The organism is Bacillus sp. FSL K6-2861, from assembly GCF_038630725.1.
In the GTDB taxonomy this organism is placed as follows: Bacteria; Bacillota; Bacilli; order Bacillales; family Bacillaceae; genus Bacillus; species Bacillus velezensis.
Genome location: NZ_CP152037.1, coordinates 1,554,147 through 1,574,895 on the forward strand (window position 1 = coordinate 1,554,147; position 20,749 = coordinate 1,574,895).

Here is a 20,749-nt window from a genome sequence, read left to right on the forward strand (position 1 = left end):
GCCTAAATAAGGAGTGGACGGTCCCTTGCGCGTTTCAAATGTAACGGTTCGAAAACGTTTATTACTGGTTTTGCTTTTTGGCGTAATCATTTTTTTGATCATTGACAGCAGATTAGGCTATGTCCAATTCGTGATGGGAGAAAAGCTGACTTCACTGGCTAAGGATTCCTGGAGCCGAAATTTGCCGTTTGAGCCTGAGCGGGGAGAGATTCTTGACCGAAACGGCGTGAAGCTGGCTACTAATAAAAGCGCGCCGACCGTCTTTGTCGTACCGCGCCAGATCCAAAATCCCATCAAAACGGGCAAGCTTCTCGCGTCAGTTTTAAATATGTCGGAAGAGAAGGTCTACAAACACATTACTAAGAAAACCTCCATAGAAAAAATCTCACCCGAGGGGCGGAAAATTTCCAATAAAAAAGCGAAAGAAATCAAAGCGCTCGACTTAAAAGGGGTTTATGTGGCTGAAGACAGCATCCGCCATTATCCGTACGGAAGCTTTTTGTCCCATGTTCTCGGTTTTGCCGGTATTGATAACCAGGGCCTTCTCGGATTGGAGGCTTATTATGATGATGACTTAAAAGGTGTAAAGGGATCCGTGAAATTTTATACGGATGCCAAGGGGAAGAAAATGCCTGATGAAGCGGATGATTACACCCCTCCGAAAGACGGACTTGATATGAAACTGACGATTGACGCCAAGGTTCAGACGATTATAGAAAGAGAGCTCGACAATGCAGCGGCGAAATATAACCCGGACGGAATGATTGCGGTCGCAATGAATCCGAAAAACGGGGAAGTGCTCGGCATGTCAAGCCGTCCTGATTTTGATCCGGCTGACTATCAATCGGTGGATCCGTCTGTTTACAACCGGAACCTGCCGGTATGGAGCACATATGAACCGGGTTCGACCTTTAAGATTATTACGCTTGCGGCGGCTCTTCAAGAGCAAAAAGTAAACTTGCAAAGAGACCACTTTTATGACAAAGGATTTGCCGAGGTCGACGGCGCCCGCCTCCGATGCTGGAAAAAGGGCGGCCACGGTTCGCAATCTTATCTTGAAGTCGTTCAAAATTCCTGCAACCCCGGGTTTGTACAGCTGGGGGAACGGCTCGGAAAACAAAAGCTGTTTCAATATATTAAGGACTTCGGCTTTGGAAAGAAAACAGGCATTGATCTGCAAGGGGAAGGAACGGGGATCTTATTCCCGCTTGACAGAGTCGGCCCGGTCGAACAGGCGACAACCGCTTTCGGACAAGGGGTTTCCGTCACGCCGATTCAGCAGGTGGCAGCCGTTTCCGCAGCAATAAACGGCGGAACGCTTTATACTCCATTTATCGCCAAAGAGTGGGTTGATCCCGTTACGAAAAAAACCGTTAAGAAACAATCGCCGATTGCGAAAAGGCAAGTTATTTCCCAGGAAACGTCAAAGCAGATCAGATATGCTTTAGAAAGCGTCGTCGCTCAGGGAACGGGGCGGAATGCCTTTGTGGAAGGATATCGCGTCGGCGGAAAAACAGGTACCGCACAAAAGGTCAAAGACGGCAAATATCTCGAAAACAACCATATCGTCTCCTTTATCGGTTTTGCGCCGGCTGATGACCCGAGCCTTGTCGTGTATGTCGCGGTTGATAATCCGAAAGGCACGATTCAATTCGGGGGAACCGTCGCCGCGCCGATTGTCGGAAATATGATGAGAGACAGTCTGCCTGAGCTCGGCGTGAAACCGCGAAAAAATCAAATCGAGAAAAAATATCAATGGAACGACACAAAAACAATAGAGGTTCCGAATGTTGTAGGGATGTCTGTCTCTGATCTTGAGTCGCTGCTTGTCAATTTGAATATTGACTCCTCAGGAAAAGGAAGCAAAATTGTGAAACAATCACCTGCAGCCGGAACGAAAGTAAAAGAAGGCTCAAAGATCCGTGTTTACTTGAGTGAAGAATGAGTCTTTTTGAGGCAGCCGATTGTTTTCGGCTGCCTCTTATCATAAAGAGAAAAAAAGAAGATAACTTTTAAGATTAACTGGATGTATCCTTTTATTTACGCTAAAATATGAACTGTATGTTTAAAAGCCATTCTGACTTTTATAAACGGTTATCATGATAAAAGAATGAATAGAATTTCTGAGAGGTTTGATACAATGAAACTTACAAAGCTGCTTACATATTTAATGGCCGAACCTGTTCAAAATGACTTTCATGACCCTGACATAACTTCAATTGAGATGGACTCCAGGGAAGTGAGAAAAGGGAGTCTTTTTGTGTGTATAAAAGGGTATACGGTAGACGGACATGATTTTGCCCAAAAAGCCGCAGAAAACGGCGCAGCGGCCATCGTTGCCGAGAAAGAGCTTGACGTCGATGTTCCTGTCATTATTGTCCGCCGATCACAGCGGGCGCTCAGCGTTCTTTCTGACGCGTTTTACGGGCAGCCGACAAAGCAGCTTCAGCTTATCGGCATCACCGGCACAAACGGCAAAACATCAACGACGCACATGGTTGATGAGATTTTCAAAAAAGCGGGAAGACAGACCGGTTTAATCGGAACGATGTACATTAAAATCGGGGATGAGACATTCCCGGTCAAAAATACAACGCCCGAAAGCGTCACACTGCAAAAAACGTTCAAGAAAATGAATGATGAGCATGTTGACACAGCTATTATGGAAGTGTCTTCTCACGCTCTGTCACTCGGCAGGGTTCACGGCTGCGATTATGATATCGCCGTATTCACGAACCTGACGCAGGACCATTTAGATTATCACAAGACGATGGAAGACTACAGACAGGCTAAAAGCCTCCTGTTTTCCCAGCTGGGCGGCTCCTTTAACCACGAAAAGCCGAAGCGGGCCGTTTTAAACGCAGATGACAAAGCCAGTGCTTATTTTGAAAAAGTGACGGCGGCGCACATCCTTACATACGGAATCGAGAATGATGCCGATGTCATGGCGAAACAAATCGAGATCTCTGCGCAAGGCACAAGCTTTGAGCTCGTTACGCCAAAAGGAACAAAGCAGATCACAGTTTCACTCGTCGGCCGCTTCAACGTGTATAACGTACTGGCTGCAGCGGCGACAGCGATCGCAGCGGGACTGCCGTTTGATACGATCACAAGCGCTCTTGAAGAGCTGCAAGGTGTCAGAGGCCGGTTTGAACTGGTGAATCACAATCAGCCGTTTCCTGTGGTCGTCGATTACGCGCACACGCCTGACAGTCTGGAAAACGTTCTGAATACATGTAAAGACATGACAGAGGGAAAGCTTTTCGTCGTCGTCGGCTGCGGCGGAGACCGGGACAAAACGAAACGCCCGAAAATGGCGGAAATTGCGGTGCGGATTGCCGACGAACCGATTTTCACTTCAGATAACCCGAGAAGCGAGGACCCGCTGGCCATATTAAGAGATATGGAAAGAGGGGTAGAAGGCACCTACTATCACAGTATCGCAAACCGCGAGCAGGCTATCTTTTTTGCCATTGCCAACGCGAAAAAGGGAGATGTGGTTCTGATTGCCGGGAAAGGGCATGAAACCTATCAGCAGATCGGCAATGAAACATTCGACTTTGATGACGCCGAAGTAGCGGGAAGAGCTATTGTTGAGCTGAATAAAAAGTAAAACAGGAAAGAGTGTTAGAATGAGGGAAATGAAAAGAATTACGGGGACACAATGTGAATATGATAAATACGTATGTCGTTTGAACGAAACGGGAGGAGAAAAGAGCAATGCTTGAGCAAGTGATTTTATTTACAATAATAATGGGATTTTTAATCAGTGTTCTGATATCTCCGATTCTTATCCCGTTTTTAAGACGTTTAAAATTCGGCCAAAGTATCAGGGAAGAGGGGCCGAAATCACATATGAAAAAATCAGGGACGCCGACGATGGGCGGGGTCATGATTATTGTATCCATCGCCATTACGGCGATTGTCATGACGCAGAAATTTTCGCATCTGAGCGCGGAAATGTTTCTTCTGCTGTTTGTCACCATCGGATACGGCCTGCTCGGCTTTCTGGATGACTATATTAAAGTAGTAATGAAACGGAATCTCGGATTGACGTCGAAGCAGAAATTGATCGGCCAGATCATTATTGCCATTGTATTTTACGGAGTATATCATTATTGCCATTTTTCAACCGGCATCAGGGTGCCGGGCACACATCTGTCAATCGATCTCGGCTGGGGATACTTTATCCTCGTTCTCTTTATGCTTGTCGGAGGTTCAAATGCCGTCAACCTGACAGACGGTCTGGACGGTCTCTTGTCCGGTACCGCGGCTATCGCATTCGGCGCTTTCGCCATCCTTGCGTGGAACCAGTCACAATATGATGTTGCGATTTTCTCGGTTGCCGTTGTCGGCGCCGTTCTCGGTTTTCTTGTATTCAACGCCCATCCCGCCAAGGTATTTATGGGGGATACCGGTTCGCTTGCGCTCGGAGGAGCGATCGTGACCGTTGCCATTCTGACGAAGCTTGAAATTCTGCTCGTCATTATCGGCGGAGTATTTGTTATTGAGACCTTATCTGTTATCTTACAAGTCATCAGCTTTAAAACGACAGGAAAACGAATCTTTAAGATGAGTCCGCTTCACCACCATTACGAATTGGTCGGATGGTCTGAATGGAGAGTTGTCGTCACATTCTGGACTGCGGGACTGCTGCTTGCCGTTTTAGGAATTTACATCGAGGTGTGGTTATAAGTGGAAAACGAACTTTTTTTGCAAAAACAAAACTTTCTAGTCCTCGGACTGGCGAAAAGCGGATATGCGGCTGCGTCGATTCTTCATGAAAAAGGCATTAACGTCGTCGTGAATGATCAAAAAGCCTTTGAAGAGAACGAACCTGCCCAAAGGCTTGCAGAAAGAGGAATTGAAGTCATCTGCGGTGAGCATCCGACGTCACTTTTTGATCAGCATCACATTACCATTCTGATCAAAAATCCCGGAATCCCGTATGAAAATATCATGGTGGAGGAAGCGCAAAGAAGAGGCATCCCGGTCTGGACGGAAATCGAGCTTGCGTATTATATCACCAATGCAAAATTCATCGGCATTACAGGTTCAAACGGGAAAACAACAACGACGACCCTGATTTATGAAATGCTGAAAGCTGACTCGATAAAGGCGCTGATCGCAGGGAATATCGGCACTGTCGCCAGTGAAGTGGCTTATCATGCTGACGGTGATGAATGGATCGTCACAGAGCTTTCTTCGTTCCAGCTTATGGGGACTCATGCGTTCAGACCTGAAATCGGCCTGATTTTAAATGTGTTCGACGCTCATTTGGATTACCATCACAGCCGTGAAAACTATGAAAAAGCCAAGCAGAACGTGTATCTTCATCAGCTTGAGAGTGATACGGCCATCGTCAATCAAAGCGATGAAACAGTCGTGCGGCTTGCCGAAAGCGGAAAAGCCGGCACCGTTCCGTTTTCAGTTCACCAGGAACTGTCAAGCGGCGCATTCATTAAAGACGGAATGCTGATGTTCGGCGATGAAGCGATTCTGCCTGTTGATGACATCGTACTGCCGGGCGCGCACAATTTAGAAAATATATTGGCCGCTGTAGCCGCGGCAAAAACGGCGGGCGCGTCTAATAAAGCGATTCAGAAGGTGCTGACAAGCTTTACCGGTGTCAAACACCGTCTGCAGTATGTAACTGCGATCCAGAATCGTAGATTTTATAATGACAGCAAAGCGACGAATATTTTGGCCACAAGCAAAGCGCTCTCCGCGTTCAAAGCACCGGTTATTCTGCTTGCAGGCGGACTGGACCGCGGCAACGGTTTTGACGACCTGAAACCGTATATGGACAATGTCAAAGCGGTCCTGACGTTCGGACAGACAGCGCCGAAGATAGAAAAACTGGGCAATGAGCTGGGAATACAACATGTCAAACGTGTCGATAATGTTGAACAAGCAGTATCTGCGGCGTTTGCGCTCTCAAATGAAGGAGACGTCATCCTCTTGTCACCCGCGTGTGCAAGCTGGGATCAGTTCAAAACATTTGAAGAACGCGGTGACATGTTTATAGATGCCGTGCATATGCTTAAGTAAGGGCTTGTCTCTGTTCATCGGCAGCCCTAAATGACTTATGCTTGGGGTGTCGATTGCTTTGACTACTAAAAAAACAGCGCCTGATTTGTTATTAGTTATCATTACGTTATTGCTTTTAACAATAGGATTAATTATGGTCTACAGTGCAAGTGCGGTATGGGCGGATTATAAATTTGACGACTCGTTTTTCTTCGCGAAACGGCAGCTGCTGTTTGCGGGGATCGGCGTCATTGCCATGTTTTTCATTATGAATGTGGATTATTGGACATGGCGCACATGGTCGAAGCTGCTTCTGATCATTTGTTTTTTTCTGCTTGTGCTTGTGCTGATTCCGGGAGTCGGAATGGTGCGGAACGGTTCAAGAAGCTGGATCGGAGTGGGAGCGTTCAGCATTCAGCCTTCGGAGTTTATGAAACTCGCGATGATTGCGTTTCTGGCTAAATTTCTTTCTGAAAAACAGAAGAATATTACGTCATTCAGACGCGGATTCGTTCCCGCGCTCGGAATCGTGTTTTCTGCATTTATTATTATTATGTGCCAGCCAGACCTGGGAACGGGGACGGTAATGGTGGGCACGTGCATCGTGATGATTTTTGTTTCCGGTGCGCGAATCGCTCATTTTGCGTTCCTCGGACTCATCGGTTTAAGCGGATTTGCGGCACTTGTTCTGTCCGCTCCTTATCGGATTAAACGGATTACCTCTTACTTAAACCCGTGGGAGGATCCGCTTGGAAGCGGATTTCAGATCATTCAGTCGCTCTATGCCGTAGGTCCGGGCGGACTGTTCGGAATGGGGCTGGGTCAAAGCCGGCAAAAGTTTTTTTACCTGCCGGAGCCGCAAACCGATTTCATTTTTGCTATTTTATCTGAGGAACTCGGCTTTATCGGCGGTTCGCTCATATTGCTGCTGTTCAGTATTTTATTATGGCGGGGCGTCAGGATTGCCCTCGGCGCGCCGGATTTATACGGAAGCTTTGTCGCCATCGGTATTATTTCTATGATAGCTATTCAAGTCATGATTAATATCGGCGTTGTGACGGGGCTGATCCCGGTAACAGGAATTACGCTGCCGTTTTTAAGCTACGGAGGCTCATCACTGACGCTGATGCTCGCAGCGGTCGGCGTGCTTTTAAATGTCAGCCGATACTCGAGGTATTGATCTGTATCTTGCCTCATCACTCATGATTTATTCGTTATCTATAAAAAAACAGACAACATCAATAACCCTGTCCTAAAAAAACAGGGTTATCGCTATGTGATTAAGGGGGACATACGAATGCGTATTGCAGTAAGCGGAGGCGGAACCGGAGGACATATTTATCCGGCCCTGGCCTTTATTAAAGAAGTTCAGCGCCGGCATCCGGATGTGGAATTTTTGTATATCGGAACAGAGAACGGTCTTGAGAAAAAAATTGTTGAACGGGAAAACATCCCGTTCCGCGCCATTGAAATTACAGGTTTCAAACGAAAACTTTCTTTTGAAAATGTAAAAACCGTCATGCGTTTCTTAAAAGGCGTGAAGAAAAGCAAATCATATTTAAAAGAGTTTAAACCGGATGCCGTTATCGGTACAGGCGGCTATGTATGCGGTCCGGTCGTATACGCGGCGGCAAAAATGGGAATTCCGACGATCATTCATGAGCAAAACAGCCTGCCCGGCATCACAAATAAGTTTCTCTCGAAATATGTTAATAAGGTGGCAATTTGCTTTGAAGAGGCAAAATCGCATTTTCCTGCTGAAAAAGTTGTGTTTACGGGAAACCCGAGAGCCTCTGAAGTCGTCTCAATTAAGACAGGCCGCTCATTAACTGAGTTCGGGCTGAAAGACAATCAAAAAACGGTGCTCATTTTCGGCGGAAGCAGAGGCGCGGCTCCCATTAACCGTGCCGTTATAGATATGCAGGAAGAATTGAAAACGAGACCTTACCAAGTGCTTTATATTACCGGGGAAGTGCATTACGAGAAGGTAACGGCTGAGCTGAAAGGCGGAAAAGCCGCTGATAATATGGTGACAAAACCGTTTTTGCACCAAATGCCGGAGTACTTACAATCAATTGATGTCATTGTGGCCAGAGCCGGAGCGACGACGATTGCGGAAATCACCGCTCTCGGCATTCCGAGCGTGCTTATTCCGAGCCCGTATGTGACAGCCAATCACCAGGAAGTCAATGCGAAGGCGCTCAGCCAGCATGACGCTGCAATCGTACTGAAGGAAACCGAGCTCACCGGAGAAAAACTGATCGCTGCGCTGGACAAAATCGTCATGAATGAAGAAACCTTAAAAGACATGAGTGAGCGGACAAAATCACTCGGTGTTCCGGATGCGGCAGCCAGACTGTACAGTATCATGGAAGACATAAAAAAATAGAGCAAATGGAATGCGGAGGTTTATGATGGAGAACGTAATTCAGGAATTAAGAGACCGCGAAGTCGGCAAAGTGCTGGAACAAGAACCGCTCGCGAACCATACAACGATGAAAATCGGCGGTCCGGCGGACATTTTGATCATCCCCAACCGTGTGGAAGCGGTCAAAGATATTATGGATATTGTGAAGAAACATGATCTGCCATGGACGGTTATCGGACGGGGTTCAAATCTGCTCGTGCTTGATGAAGGCATAAGAGGAGTTGTCATCAAGCTGGGAGCGGGTCTGGATCATTTGGAGATTGACGGTGATCAGGTGACAGTCGGAGGCGGCTATTCGGTCGTCCGGCTTGCGACTTCCATGAGTAAAAAAGGAATGTCCGGTCTCGAATTTGCAGCGGGCATTCCCGGATCAATCGGCGGAGCCGTCTATATGAATGCCGGGGCGCACGGATCTGATATGAGTGAGATTCTTGTGAAAGCCCGTATCTTATTTGAAGACGGCACAATCGAATGGCTGACGAACGAAGAGATGGATTTCAGCTACAGAACGTCTGTTTTGCAGAAAAAACGCCCCGGCGTCTGTCTCGAGGCAGTTCTTCAGCTTGAGCAAAAGGAACGGGAAGCCATTACGGCGCAAATGCAGCAGAACAAAGATTACAGAAAAAATACGCAGCCGTATTCGAGCCCATGCGCCGGAAGCATATTCAGAAATCCGCTGCCGGATCATGCCGGAAACCTCGTTGAAAAAGCGGGATTAAAAGGACATCAGATCGGCGGAGCGAAAGTGTCCGAAATGCACGGGAATTTTATCGTCAATGCCGGCGGAGCGACTGCCAAGGACGTTCTTGATCTGATTGAATATGTGAAAAAGACAATCCGTGAGCAGTATGATGTTGACATGCATACAGAAGTTGAAATCATCGGAGGGAATCGTTAAAAGGTTCTCTGATTACATGAGCTCATGTGATATACTTTTAACAAATGTCAAACGGCATCACAGCATGCCGTTTGTTTTTCAATCAGACGAATGTCAAGCTGTTTCATTCTTAGTGAGGTGGACAGGCAGTGAACCCAAATCATGAAAGAGAAAAAATCGTAAATATTGAAGAGCGGATTCCGAAAATCAAAGAGCAGCGGAAGCAAAAAGCAAACCGCCGGCTGATTTCATTCATTGTGCTCTTTTTTATGATGGTGCTGATCATCGTGTACTTGCAGATGCCGATCAGCAAAGTGTCTTCTGTCACCGTTTCCGGAAACGAAAACGTGTCTGTAAAAGAGATCAACGCGCTTTCTGATATACATAACGGACAAACCGAGTTCTGGAGTCTGAACAAGAAAAAAACAGAAGAAAAGATTGAGCAGAATAAGCTGGTGAAAAAGGCGGAACTTTCAAAAGTATTTCCTAACAAAGTCAGCATTCACATTGAAGAATACAAGACGATCGCGTATCTGCAGCGACATGATGTATATTATGAAGTGCTCGAAAACGGCACTGTGCTGCCGAACGAAGTCACGCCGGATGACGCGGGCCCGATTTTGGTTGACTGGACAAACGCGAAAAAGCGGGTCAAAATGGCGGAGCAGCTTGATAAGCTTTCCGGTTCGCTAAAGCAGTCGATTTCTGAAATCTATTATACACCGGTAAAAATGGATCAGGACCGGATCAGGCTGTATATGAACGACGGGTATGTAGTTACCGCTTCTATTAAAACGTTTGCCGGCCGGATGAAGACCTATCCTTCTATCGTTTCCCAGCTGGACGGCGGGAAAAAGGGGATTATCCACTTAGAAGTCGCTACGTATTTTGAAGAATTTAACAAAGGTAAATCCGGCAAGAAAAAAGAAAATGATTAATAGTTCTAAAGAACTAATTTCAAGGTGATTCAAAAGAATCTATTACAATCAGCGGGGCAGCCGATATAACCGATAGCGGAATCATTATGACTATGTTTGTTTTTGCCCGGGATATGGCTGCCGGACAAGCGGAAAATTCTCAATGCAATGGGCGTGTCTTCTGCAATGAGCATTGCATTTGGAATTTTCCTCCTGTTTCTTCTTTTTTCGGATGTTTCTGGCAATATCTATAGCTTTTCTGGAGGTTCATCTTAGTGTAGACTAATGGAAAGCGGGTATATTTGCATCTGGTTTGCACAGTATGGCACCGTGAAAGGAAATCTTACGGTAAGGTGGGCCGTCTCTAAAAAAAATAAAAAAAATACGATATAAAAGAGGATATACATAGAATATAACGAATAGTTTCATTAAACATAAATTGTGAGAAATCAGATAAGAATTTGTTGATGCTGTTGTTTTTGTTACACACTTGTAAAGCCACATTCATTGTATTGTTGTTCCGCAAATAATAGAATAGAATTTGATCGAAATGTGAGGAGGTGCCATAGAATGAACAACAATGAACTTTACGTCAGTCTTGACATCGGTACGTCCAATACAAAAGTGATCGTCGGAGAAATGACAGATGATTCCCTTAACATTATCGGAGTGGGAAATGTACCGTCTGAAGGGTTGAAAAAAGGCTCAATCGTTGATATAGATGAAACCGTTCATTCTATAAGAAAAGCGTTTGACCAAGCTGAAAGAATGGTAGGTTTTCCGCTGAAAAAAGCCATTGTCGGCGTTAATGGAAATTATATTCATATTCAAGATACGAACGGCGTTGTCGCTGTTTCCAGTGAAAACAAAGAAATTCACGTTGAAGACGTCCGCAGGGTAATGGAAGCGGCACAGGTCGTGTCAGTTCCGCATGAGCAGCTGATCGTAGACGTCGTTCCGAAACAGTTTATCGTTGACGGAAGAGACGAAATTACCGATCCGAAAAAAATGCTCGGCGTGCGCCTGGAAGTAGAAGGCACGCTGATTACCGGCTCCAAAACGATCTTACATAATTTACTTCGCTGTGTGGAGAGAGCGGGCGTTGAAATTACTGATATTTGCCTGCAGCCGCTTGCGGCCGGTTCGGCGGCTTTGTCAAAAGACGAAAAAAACCTCGGAGTCGCCATGATTGATATCGGCGGCGGCTCGACGACGGTGGCGGTATTTGAACAGGGGCACCTGAAGGAGACAGCCGTCATTCCGCTCGGAGGCGAAAACATCACGAAAGATGTATCGATCGGATTGCGCACTTCCACCGAAGAGGCTGAAAGAGTAAAAAAACAATTCGGACATGCATTCTACGATGAGGCTTCAGAAGATGAAGTATTTGAAGTCACCGTCATAGGAACGAATCAAAAGCAATCTTTTACACAGCAGGAAATTGCTAATATTATTGAAGCAAGAGTGGAAGAGATTCTTGAGATTGCCGCAGCCGAAATTGAGCATATGGGAATTACAGATCTGCCCGGCGGCTTTGTGCTGACCGGCGGACAGGCCGCAATGCCCGGAGTGCTTTCATTGGCACAGGAAGTGCTGAGGCACAATGTAAGGGTCGCAAGCCCGAATTATATCGGTGTAAGAGACCCTCAGTATATGACGGGTGTCGGCTTGATACAATTTGCCTGCCGAAATGCCAGAATTCAGGGAAGAAAAATAGGCTTTCATATGCCGGAAGAAGCCGTGCAGGAAATCGCGGTCTCTCACGAAGAAGAACATCATCAGCGGCCAGAGGCGCAGCAGCGTCCAAAAGCAAAACAAAAAACACAAGCCGAACACAACAAACCGAGCAAAATGAAAAAACTATTAAGCATGTTTTGGGAATAGATTGATAGTCATTCGGCAGATTAGGAGGATTTAGCATGTTGGATTTCGAAACAAACATAGACGGCTTAGCATCAATTAAAGTAATCGGAGTAGGAGGCGGCGGTAATAACGCGGTCAACCGAATGATTGAAAATGAAGTGCAGGGTGTAGAGTACATTGCGGTAAACACGGACGCGCAAGCTCTTAACCTGTCAAAAGCGGAAGTGAAAATGCAGATCGGGGAAAAGCTGACCCGCGGTCTCGGAGCGGGAGCGAATCCGGAAGTCGGCAAAAAAGCCGCTGAAGAAAGTAAGGAACAAATCGAAGAAGCGCTAAAAGGCGCTGACATGGTGTTCGTTACAGCCGGAATGGGAGGCGGTACCGGAACGGGAGCCGCACCGGTTATCGCGCAAATCGCAAAGGACTTAGGCGCTTTGACTGTCGGTGTCGTAACAAGACCGTTTACATTTGAAGGAAGAAAACGTCAGCTGCAGGCTGCAGGCGGTATCACGGCAATGAAAGAAGCCGTTGACACACTGATCGTTATTCCGAATGACCGCATTCTTGAAATTGTCGATAAAAACACACCGATGCTTGAAGCATTCCGTGAAGCTGATAACGTGCTTCGCCAAGGGGTGCAAGGTATCTCTGACCTCATCGCGACGCCTGGTTTAATCAACTTGGACTTTGCCGATGTCAAAACCATCATGTCCAACAAAGGTTCAGCATTGATGGGGATCGGGATCGCTACGGGCGAAAGCCGTGCTGCTGAAGCCGCCAAAAAGGCGATCTCCAGTCCGTTACTGGAAGCGGCAATCGACGGAGCGCAAGGTGTTTTGATGAACATTACGGGAGGTACAAACCTGAGCCTCTACGAAGTGCAGGAAGCAGCCGACATCGTCGCTTCTGCATCTGACCCTGATGTCAACATGATTTTCGGTTCAGTTATCAATGAAAATCTGAAAGATGAAATCGTCGTCACCGTTATTGCGACCGGTTTTATCGAACAGGAAAAAGATGACTCAAAACCGCAGCGTCCGACTTTAAACCAAGGATTGAAGTCTCAAAGCCAAAACGCTGCGAAACGTGAGCCGAAACGAGAAGAAACACAGCATCAAAACACGGTGAACCGCCATACATCACAGCCGGCGGATGATGCCCTCGACATTCCTACATTTTTAAGAAACCGCAACAAACGCGGCTGATGTAAAAAAGGACAAGACCACATGGTTTTGTCCTTTTTCTTTTGTGCACAGTCTTCCTTCCTATCCCCATGATCTATACAGTGAAAAAAGAAACTTTATACCTATGACGAATTGATTGTTTTTTAATTTCATACGGCTTTCTACAGAATGTGACAATATCTGGATGGGAGATTGTCTACATTTAACGTACAGCATCGAAATAACAAACGATTCCAATTATGAAGGAGGGATACACATTTTATAGGGCGTTACCAAATAAGGGGGGATACGATTGAAGAAAAAAACAAGAAACAGATGGACAGGCTCCGTTTTAAGCGCGATTGTCGTCAGTTCCCTGTTGTTTCCGGGTGCAGCCGGAGCGAACAGCACACCGGGGGCAGTTTCTTTCACCAAAGATCTTTCTTCCTCTAAGAGCATTCAGCATAAGATTTCCGATTCAGTCAAGAAGCGTTTTGAAAAAAATGATAAAGTCACGTTTCTTATCAAATTTAAAGAGAAAGCCAATACGAAAAAAGCGGTCAAAGAAGCAGAAAAAAACGCCAAGTCTCAATCGCTTTCCGCAGCAAAAACCGAATATCAAAAGCGGTCAGCCGTCGTTTCTTCTTTAAAACTGGCGGCTCATGATGCGCAGCAGAATCTGAAAACATATTTGGAAAAACAAAAAAAGAAAGGCAAGGCTGATCACATCCATTCCTATTATATTGTTAACGGAATGGCAGTCACTGCTTCGAAAGAGGTCATGGAAAAAGCCGCCTCATTTCCTGAAGTAGAAAAAGTTCTTCCGAATGAAAAACGTCAGCTTACTCAACGACAATCAAAAGCTCCTTTTCAAATGAAGAAAAAACAAAAAGAGATCAAAGCAAAGGAAGGCATCGAATGGAATATCAGCCAAATTGATGCGCCGCAGGCCTGGGCTTCAGGATACGACGGAACCGGCACGGTTGTCGCCTCCATTGATACGGGAGTTCAGTGGGATCATCCGGCGCTTAAAGAAAAATACCGGGGTTACGATCCTGAAAATCCCGCAGCGCCGAATCATGAAATGAACTGGTATGATGCCGTGTCCCATAAAGACGCTCCCTACGATGATCTTGAACACGGCACTCATGTAACAGGGACCATGACGGGTTCAGAACCTGACGGCTCAAATCAAATCGGTGTGGCTCCGGGGGCGAAATGGATCGCAGTAAAAGCATTTTCAGATGACGGAGGAACCGATGCCGATATTTTGGATGCCGGTGAATGGGTGCTCGCGCCTAAAGATAAAAACGGCACGCCCCATCCCGAGATGGCGCCGGATGTTGTTAATAATTCCTGGGCAGGCGGTTCGGGAATGGACGAGTGGTACCGCGATATGGTGAATGCGTGGAGAGCGGCAGGGATTTTTCCGGAATTCTCTGCGGGAAATGAAGACTTATTTACACCGGGAGGACCGGGGTCAATCGCAAATCCGGCCAATTATCCTGAAGCATTTGCGACAGGTGCGACTGACATCGACAAGAAACTCGCTGATTTCTCACTTCAAGGCCCCTCACCGTATCATGAAACAAAACCGGACATTTCGGCTCCGGGAGTGAATATCCGTTCTTCGATTCCTGGAGGAACATACGAAGGCGGCTGGGACGGAACTTCAATGGCCGGGCCGCATGTGGCGGCGACGGCGGCTTTGTTAAGGCAGGCGAACGCCTCTATTACGGTCGATGAAATGGAAGACGTTTTGACGCGCACCGCGGAAAAGCTGACAGATTCCGTTTTTCCGGAATCACCGAATAACGGTTACGGCCACGGTCTCGTTAACGCTTTTGATGCCGTTTCTGCCGTAACGGACGGAATCGGAAGCGTAGAAGGCAAGGTCTCTTCTGCGGGCGAAGATCACAATCCGCCGAGCTTTCACCATGAACCGGTCTCAGCGGCTTACAAAGGGGCAAACCTTCCGTTAACGGTTACAGCAGAAGACGATGTAAGCGTAACTGAAGTCATCCTTTCCTATCAGTTTGATGAAGGAAAGTGGAAAACGACAGCTGCCGTTCAAAAAAGCGGTGATGAAAAAAAGGGAACATACCAGGCGGAGATTCCGGATGTAACGGGAAGCAAGGTAAGTTATAAATGGACCATAAAAGATTTCGGAGGTCATTCTGTAGAATCTGATACGTACCGGGCTGACGTGAAACCGAGCATTACGGCGGGATACAAAGAGGATTTTGAATCACAGCCGGCTGGCTGGTCCAGTTACGGGACACATGACCAATGGGAATGGGGTATCCCGGGTTCAGGGCCCGGCACCGCATTTTCCGGAGATAAAGTGTATGCGACGAATCTGTCCGGCCCTTATGCCGATTCAGCTAATATGAATTTGGTGATGCCTCCGATTCAAGTTCCGGAAACAGGACGGCTGTTTTTGCAATTTAAAAGCTGGCACAAGCTCGAAGAATTTTTTGATTACGGGTATGTGTTCGTTCTTCCGGAAGGAAAATCAAATTGGGAGCAGGCGGCCGTTTACAATGGTGACTCCGCAGGATGGAATGATGAAGAGGCAGATTTATCTGCGTATAAAGGCCAAAACATAAAGCTCATGTTTAATATGCAGTCTGACGAAGTACTCAATGAAGACGGATGGTATATCGATGATGTCCGGCTTTCAAGCAGCCCTCTCGGCAAGGCGGCTAAAAAAAGTAAACACAATAGACAAACACCTCCCGGCCACCTGAAGAAAAAAGCCGTCAGTCCGAAACAGGCCAAACCGGCAGTGAAATCACCCGGAAAAAGAGTGAAACGTGAAACAAACCTCCTGCTGCCGCTCAGAGCGCAAATCAGTGTCGCCGAGACGGGGAAATCCGTATATTCCGACCCTGCAAGCGGAAGCTACAGCCTGTCACATAAGGCGGGAAGCTATACGCTGAAAGCCGAGGCTTACGGATTTAAGTCCGCTTCGAAACAAGTTTCTATTCAATCAGATAAAACCGCACAGGCAGACTTTACACTGGAGCAAATGCCGTCCGGCACGCTAAAAGGAACCATCACCAATCAGTCAACAGGCGAACCGGTAAAAGGGGCTGCGCTTTATGTGGCTGAGGATGCCGCAATTGAACCGGCGGTGACAAACGATAAAGGGGAATATTCGCTTAAGGCGTACGAAGGCTCCTACACAATCAAAGTAGCGGCAAAAGGCTTTTACAATAGCGAATTTTCCGTTGACATCAAAGGAGATGCTGAAAAAAACGTCAAGCTTAAGCCGTATATCGGTTATGAAGGGGAAATTGCCTATGATAACGGAACGGAAGAAGCCGCGCTGTCATATTTTAAAGCCGGCAGCAAATCTGCCGTTAAGATGACGCTCAAAGACGGAAAAGAACACGGTATGCTGACGGGAGGCCTTTTTAAATTTTGGGGCGCCGACTGGCCTGATCCGGGCGGTACCGAATTTCAAGCAGAAGTATATGATGTATCCGGCCCTGATGGAGCTCCGGGCAGCAAAATTGCCGGCCCGTTCCAAGCTGAAGCGCTTCGAAACGGCGAATGGACCAAAGTGGATCTCAGCTCAAAAGGAATCGCGGTCGGAAAGGATTTTTATCTTGTGTTCCGCCAGACGAAACCCGATCCTTATACACCTGCCCTGTCATCTGATGACGGCAGTCCGTACTCGAACAGAAACTGGCAATACCTCGACGGCCGCTGGTCTAAAACCGATAAATCAGACGGAAACTTTATGATCAGGGCTTTGGTCGACTACGAAGCTTCTGTGCCTGACATAACGTCGCCTGAAGATCGGTCATTTACAAACAAGAAGTCAATCACGGTGAAAGGAACGGCTTCACCAAAAACCGCTGTCCGTCTTAGCAATAACGGTAAAACCGCCGCAGAAACGAAAGCAGATGCAGACGGCAATTTCCAGGCCGGTGTCACACTCACTGAAGATGCCAATCGGCTGACGGTGGCATCTGTGACAGACAGCGGGTCAACCGATGAGTCACGCCCTGTCACGGTCATACTGGATGAGGATAAGCCGGATGTGACGATTGACAGTCCGGCAAACGGTGATAAAACAAATAAAGAAGCAGTGACCGTAAAAGGAAAAGTGCACGACGCCCATTTAAAATGGGTAAAGGTGAACGGAAAAAAAGCTGAAGTAAATAACGGTTCTTATCAAGCGAGAACCCTTCTGGAAAACGGCAGCAATGAGATCAAGGTCACGGCCTCAGATGAAGCGGGTAACAAAACAACGAAAAAGACGGTGATCGATGTCAATTACAATGCTCCCGTCATTTCCGGATTGGTTCCCGGAGCGGATAAGGAATTAAAAGCCGGAGAATCAGTGAAAATCGCTTTTTCAAGCGGAAAGAAATTAGACGCTTCCTTCGTTATCCGTCTGCCTCTGACAAACGCCCGGGCAGGGAGCCAAAACGCAACAGAGCTTCCGCTGAGAGAAATTTCTCCGGGACGATATGAGGGTTACTGGACGGCGACTTCTTCCATCAAAGCAAGCGGAGCAAAAATTGACGTTATCGCTAGAGATGACTACGGAAATGAAACGAGACAGACGGCTAAAGGAAAACTTTATATCAATGAGTAAGACAGAGCGCTGCCAGATCACGGGCAGCGCTTTTTTAGTTGAAGCGGACAATAGGAAAGCAACCCTTTCGGCCCTCGACAAATAAAACGGTTATCCCTTAAAAATTGTACTTTACCCTCAACATTAATTGACAGACTTTCCCACAGAGCTTGCTTTATACTTATGAAACAAGAGAGAGAAACAGATAAGTAAGATAAAAGAGGAAAGGGGTCAGATGTGAAAATCTATCTGGATGTCATTTGGCTGTTGAACTTTTGTTTTGATTCTCTTTTGCTTTTATTGACCGCCTTTATTTTAAAACGCCAGGTGAAAAAAAGAAGAGTGGCCGCCGGCGGTTTCATCGGGTCAGCCATTGTGCTTCTGATGTTTACGCCTGTTTCTCCCTTTGTGGAGCATCCGGCGGGAAAAATGGCGTTTTCAGTAGTCATCGTGCTTACGGCTTTTGGCTTTAAACGGTTCCGATACTTTTTTCAAAATTTGTTCGCCTTTTATTTCGCGACTTTTCTCGTCGGCGGGGGAATGATCGGCGTACATTCCCTGCTGCAGACAGAATCAATTGTGCAGCAAGGTGTAATGGTCACAAGCCAGACCGGATTCGGCGACCCGATCAGCTGGATGTTTGTAGTTATCGGATTTCCGGCCATATGGTTTTTTTCGAAAAAGAGAATTGAAGACATCGAGACGAAGTCAATCCAGTACGATGAACTTGTCATGGTTCAGGCGGAATTCAGCGGACAGACAATCCGCGCGAAAGGATTGGTGGATTCCGGGAATCAGCTGTATGATCCGCTGACGAAAACGCCGGTCATGATCCTTTGCATTGACAGATTCGCTCCGATTCTCAGCGAAAAGGAAACGGACCTCATCAAATCCGCCAGTCCGCTTGAAGTGATAGAGCAGCTTGATGATTCGTTCCGCCATGCGGATAAGCTGAGGCTGATTCCATACAGGGGCGTCGGCCAGGACAATCAATTTTTACTCTGTTTAAAGCCGGATTACGTCACGATTTTAACAAAAGACGAAATGATCGCATGTGAAAAATGCCTGATCGGCATCAGCACGAAACCATTATCCGCGGACGGTGAATTTGACGGAATCGTTCATCCGAAGATGCTGACAGGGAAGGCTGTAAAACATGTTTCCTGACGAAAAGTCTGTTATTCATCATACTCAAAACGCGTTGTATTTAGAAGGGGGAGGAAGATGAAAAAACTTAAGCTGCGTCTGACATATTTGTGGTATAAATGGCTGATGAAACTCGGACTGAAAAGCGATGAAGTATATTACATAGGAGGAAGCGAGGCGCTTCCGCCGCCTTTGTCTAAAGAAGAGGAGCAGGTGCTCTTATTAAAGCTGCCGAGCGGGGATCAGGCGGCGCGGGCCATTCTGATTGAGAGAAACTTACGTCTTGTCGTTTACATTGCCCGCAAATTCGAAAATACCGGCATCAATATCGAGGACTTAATCAGCATCGGCACCATCGGTTTGATCAAAGCGGTAAACACTTTTAATCCGGAAAAGAAAATCAAACTCGCCACCTACGCGTCGCGATGTATCGAAAACGAAATTTTAATGTACTTGCGCCGAAACAATAAAATCCGTTCAGAGGTGTCCTTTGATGAACCGCTGAATATTGATTGGGACGGAAACGAGCTGCTGCTTTCGGATGTGCTCGGCACAGATGATGATATTATTACAAAAGACATTGAAGCCAATGTGGATAAAAAACTTTTGAAAAAAGCGCTTGAGCAATTAAACGAAAGAGAAAAGCAGATTATGGAACTGCGTTTCGGGCTTGTCGGAGAAGAAGAAAAAACACAAAAAGATGTAGCCGACATGATGGGGATTTCACAATCTTATATCTCCCGGCTCGAAAAGCGGATTATCAAAAGACTGAGAAAAGAGTTTAACAAAATGGTGTAAAATTTTTTCCATCTGACAGCCCTTACTGCTGCAAGGATTGCCGCAGCCGGATGTTTATTTCTGTAAAATGGCGGTGCATATTTTTCCCACCCGAGGAGATACTTAACGTTGTACAGCAGCTCCTAGTGGGAGGGAAAAACGTGTCAAGAAATAAAGTCGAAATTTGCGGGGTGGATACCTCCAAATTACCGGTGCTCAAGAATGAAGAGATGAGAAAGCTGTTTAGGCAATTACAGGATGAGGGCGATGATTCAGCGAGGGAAAAGCTTGTAAACGGCAATCTGCGCCTTGTCTTAAGCGTCATTCAGAGGTTTAACAACAGAGGAGAGTATGTTGATGACTTATTTCAGGTCGGCTGCATCGGACTAATGAAATCCATTGATAATTTTGACCTAAGCCATAATGTTAAGTTTTCAACATACGCTGTACCGATGATCATCGGAGAAATCCGCAGATATTTGCGGGATAACAATCCGATCCGCGTCTCGAGGTCGCTTCGCGATATCGCATATAAAGCGCTTCAAGTAAGAGAGCGGTTAATCAGTGAGACAAGCAGGGAGCCGACAGCAGAGGAAATCGCCAAAGTTCTTGAAGTGCCCCATGAAGAAATTGTGTTTGCCCTTGACGCCATCCAGGATCCGGTTTCACTGTTTGAGCCGATTTATAATGACGGCGGCGATCCGATTTACGTGATGGACCAGATCAGCGATGAGCGCAATAAGGATACACAATGGATTGAGGAGCTGGCTCTGAAAGAAGGCATGAGAAGACTGAACGAACGGGAAAAAATGATTTTGCGAAAGCGCTTTTTCCAAGGGAAAACCCAAATGGAAGTCGCTGAAGAAATCGGCATATCCCAAGCTCAGGTCTCAAGGCTTGAAAAGGCAGCCATTAAACAAATGAATAAGAATATCCATCAATAACGGAAAAAGCCTT

14 protein-coding genes are annotated in these 20,749 nt (G+C 46.5%); all 14 read left to right on the forward strand.

Features of this window, described 5'->3' with window-relative positions; all coding sequences use genetic code 11:
- Nucleotides 1-25: 25 nt before the first annotated feature.
- The 14 genes from NYE62_RS07745 to sigG all read left to right on the forward strand — a co-directional run bounded on the left by NYE62_RS07745 (nt 26) and on the right by sigG (nt 20,736).
- Nucleotides 26-1,945 carry a stage V sporulation protein D gene (locus tag NYE62_RS07745; RefSeq protein WP_003154438.1) on the forward strand — a complete coding sequence of 640 codons (1,920 nt, stop codon included), beginning with the start codon at nt 26-28 and terminating at the stop codon, nt 1,943-1,945.
- Between the two features lie 195 nt (nt 1,946-2,140).
- Nucleotides 2,141-3,613 (forward strand): UDP-N-acetylmuramoyl-L-alanyl-D-glutamate--2,6-diaminopimelate ligase, encoded by a 1,473-nt coding sequence (locus tag NYE62_RS07750; protein ID WP_003154436.1) that lies wholly within the window; start codon nt 2,141-2,143, stop codon nt 3,611-3,613.
- Nucleotides 3,614-3,720: 107 nt separating this feature from the next.
- Nucleotides 3,721-4,695, forward strand: a complete 975-nt coding sequence (gene mraY / locus NYE62_RS07755; protein WP_007409707.1) for a phospho-N-acetylmuramoyl-pentapeptide-transferase — start codon at nt 3,721-3,723, stop codon at nt 4,693-4,695.
- Nucleotides 4,696-6,051, forward strand: a complete 1,356-nt coding sequence (gene murD / locus NYE62_RS07760) for a UDP-N-acetylmuramoyl-L-alanine--D-glutamate ligase (protein WP_015417422.1) — start codon at nt 4,696-4,698, stop codon at nt 6,049-6,051.
- A gap of 58 nt (nt 6,052-6,109) precedes the next feature.
- Nucleotides 6,110-7,210, forward strand: coding sequence for a stage V sporulation protein E (gene spoVE, locus NYE62_RS07765; protein ID WP_003154430.1), 1,101 nt, complete (start codon nt 6,110-6,112; stop codon nt 7,208-7,210).
- Nucleotides 7,211-7,327: 117 nt separating this feature from the next.
- Nucleotides 7,328-8,419 carry an undecaprenyldiphospho-muramoylpentapeptide beta-N-acetylglucosaminyltransferase gene (gene murG, locus NYE62_RS07770; RefSeq protein WP_015417423.1) on the forward strand — a complete coding sequence of 364 codons (1,092 nt, stop codon included), beginning with the start codon at nt 7,328-7,330 and terminating at the stop codon, nt 8,417-8,419.
- A gap of 25 nt (nt 8,420-8,444) precedes the next feature.
- Nucleotides 8,445-9,356, forward strand: coding sequence for a UDP-N-acetylmuramate dehydrogenase (gene murB / locus NYE62_RS07775; RefSeq protein WP_007409709.1), 912 nt, complete (start codon nt 8,445-8,447; stop codon nt 9,354-9,356).
- A gap of 128 nt (nt 9,357-9,484) precedes the next feature.
- Nucleotides 9,485-10,273 (forward strand): cell division protein FtsQ/DivIB, encoded by a 789-nt coding sequence (locus tag NYE62_RS07780; RefSeq protein WP_327942315.1) that lies wholly within the window; start codon nt 9,485-9,487, stop codon nt 10,271-10,273.
- A gap of 549 nt (nt 10,274-10,822) precedes the next feature.
- Nucleotides 10,823-12,136, forward strand: coding sequence for a cell division protein FtsA (gene ftsA, locus NYE62_RS07785; RefSeq protein ID WP_003154425.1), 1,314 nt, complete (start codon nt 10,823-10,825; stop codon nt 12,134-12,136).
- A 35-nt stretch (nt 12,137-12,171) separates the two neighbouring features.
- Entirely contained in the window at nt 12,172-13,320 is a 1,149-nt protein-coding gene (gene ftsZ / locus NYE62_RS07790) for a cell division protein FtsZ (RefSeq protein WP_003154424.1), read from the forward strand.
- Nucleotides 13,321-13,591: 271 nt separating this feature from the next.
- Complete coding sequence (locus NYE62_RS07795; protein WP_342497343.1) at nt 13,592-17,890, forward strand: S8 family serine peptidase; 4,299 nt, start codon at nt 13,592-13,594, stop codon at nt 17,888-17,890.
- A gap of 216 nt (nt 17,891-18,106) precedes the next feature.
- On the forward strand, nt 18,107-19,036 hold the full coding sequence (gene spoIIGA / locus NYE62_RS07800) for a sigma-E processing peptidase SpoIIGA (RefSeq protein WP_144664720.1): 930 nt from the start codon (nt 18,107-18,109) through the stop codon (nt 19,034-19,036).
- Nucleotides 19,037-19,093: 57 nt separating this feature from the next.
- The gene (gene sigE, locus NYE62_RS07805) at nt 19,094-19,813 is read left to right on the forward strand and encodes an RNA polymerase sporulation sigma factor SigE (RefSeq protein ID WP_007409714.1); all 720 of its coding nucleotides are present in this window, start codon (nt 19,094-19,096) and stop codon (nt 19,811-19,813) included.
- Between the two features lie 140 nt (nt 19,814-19,953).
- Nucleotides 19,954-20,736 (forward strand): RNA polymerase sporulation sigma factor SigG, encoded by a 783-nt coding sequence (sigG, locus tag NYE62_RS07810; RefSeq protein WP_003154420.1) that lies wholly within the window; start codon nt 19,954-19,956, stop codon nt 20,734-20,736.
- Nucleotides 20,737-20,749: the final 13 nt, after the last annotated feature.

Excerpts from the sequence above, each read along its gene's own strand:
- NYE62_RS07750 (WP_003154436.1), top strand. The coding sequence starts at position 2,141 with ATGAAACTTACAAAGCTGCTTACATATTTAATGGCCGAACCTGTTCAA.
- mraY (WP_007409707.1), top strand. The coding sequence starts at position 3,721 with ATGCTTGAGCAAGTGATTTTATTTACAATAATAATGGGATTTTTAATC.
- murG (WP_015417423.1), top strand. The coding sequence starts at position 7,328 with ATGCGTATTGCAGTAAGCGGAGGCGGAACCGGAGGACATATTTATCCG.
- murB (WP_007409709.1), top strand. The coding sequence starts at position 8,445 with ATGGAGAACGTAATTCAGGAATTAAGAGACCGCGAAGTCGGCAAAGTG.
- ftsA (WP_003154425.1), top strand. The coding sequence starts at position 10,823 with ATGAACAACAATGAACTTTACGTCAGTCTTGACATCGGTACGTCCAAT.
- ftsZ (WP_003154424.1), top strand. The coding sequence starts at position 12,172 with ATGTTGGATTTCGAAACAAACATAGACGGCTTAGCATCAATTAAAGTA.
- sigE (WP_007409714.1), top strand. The coding sequence starts at position 19,094 with ATGAAAAAACTTAAGCTGCGTCTGACATATTTGTGGTATAAATGGCTG.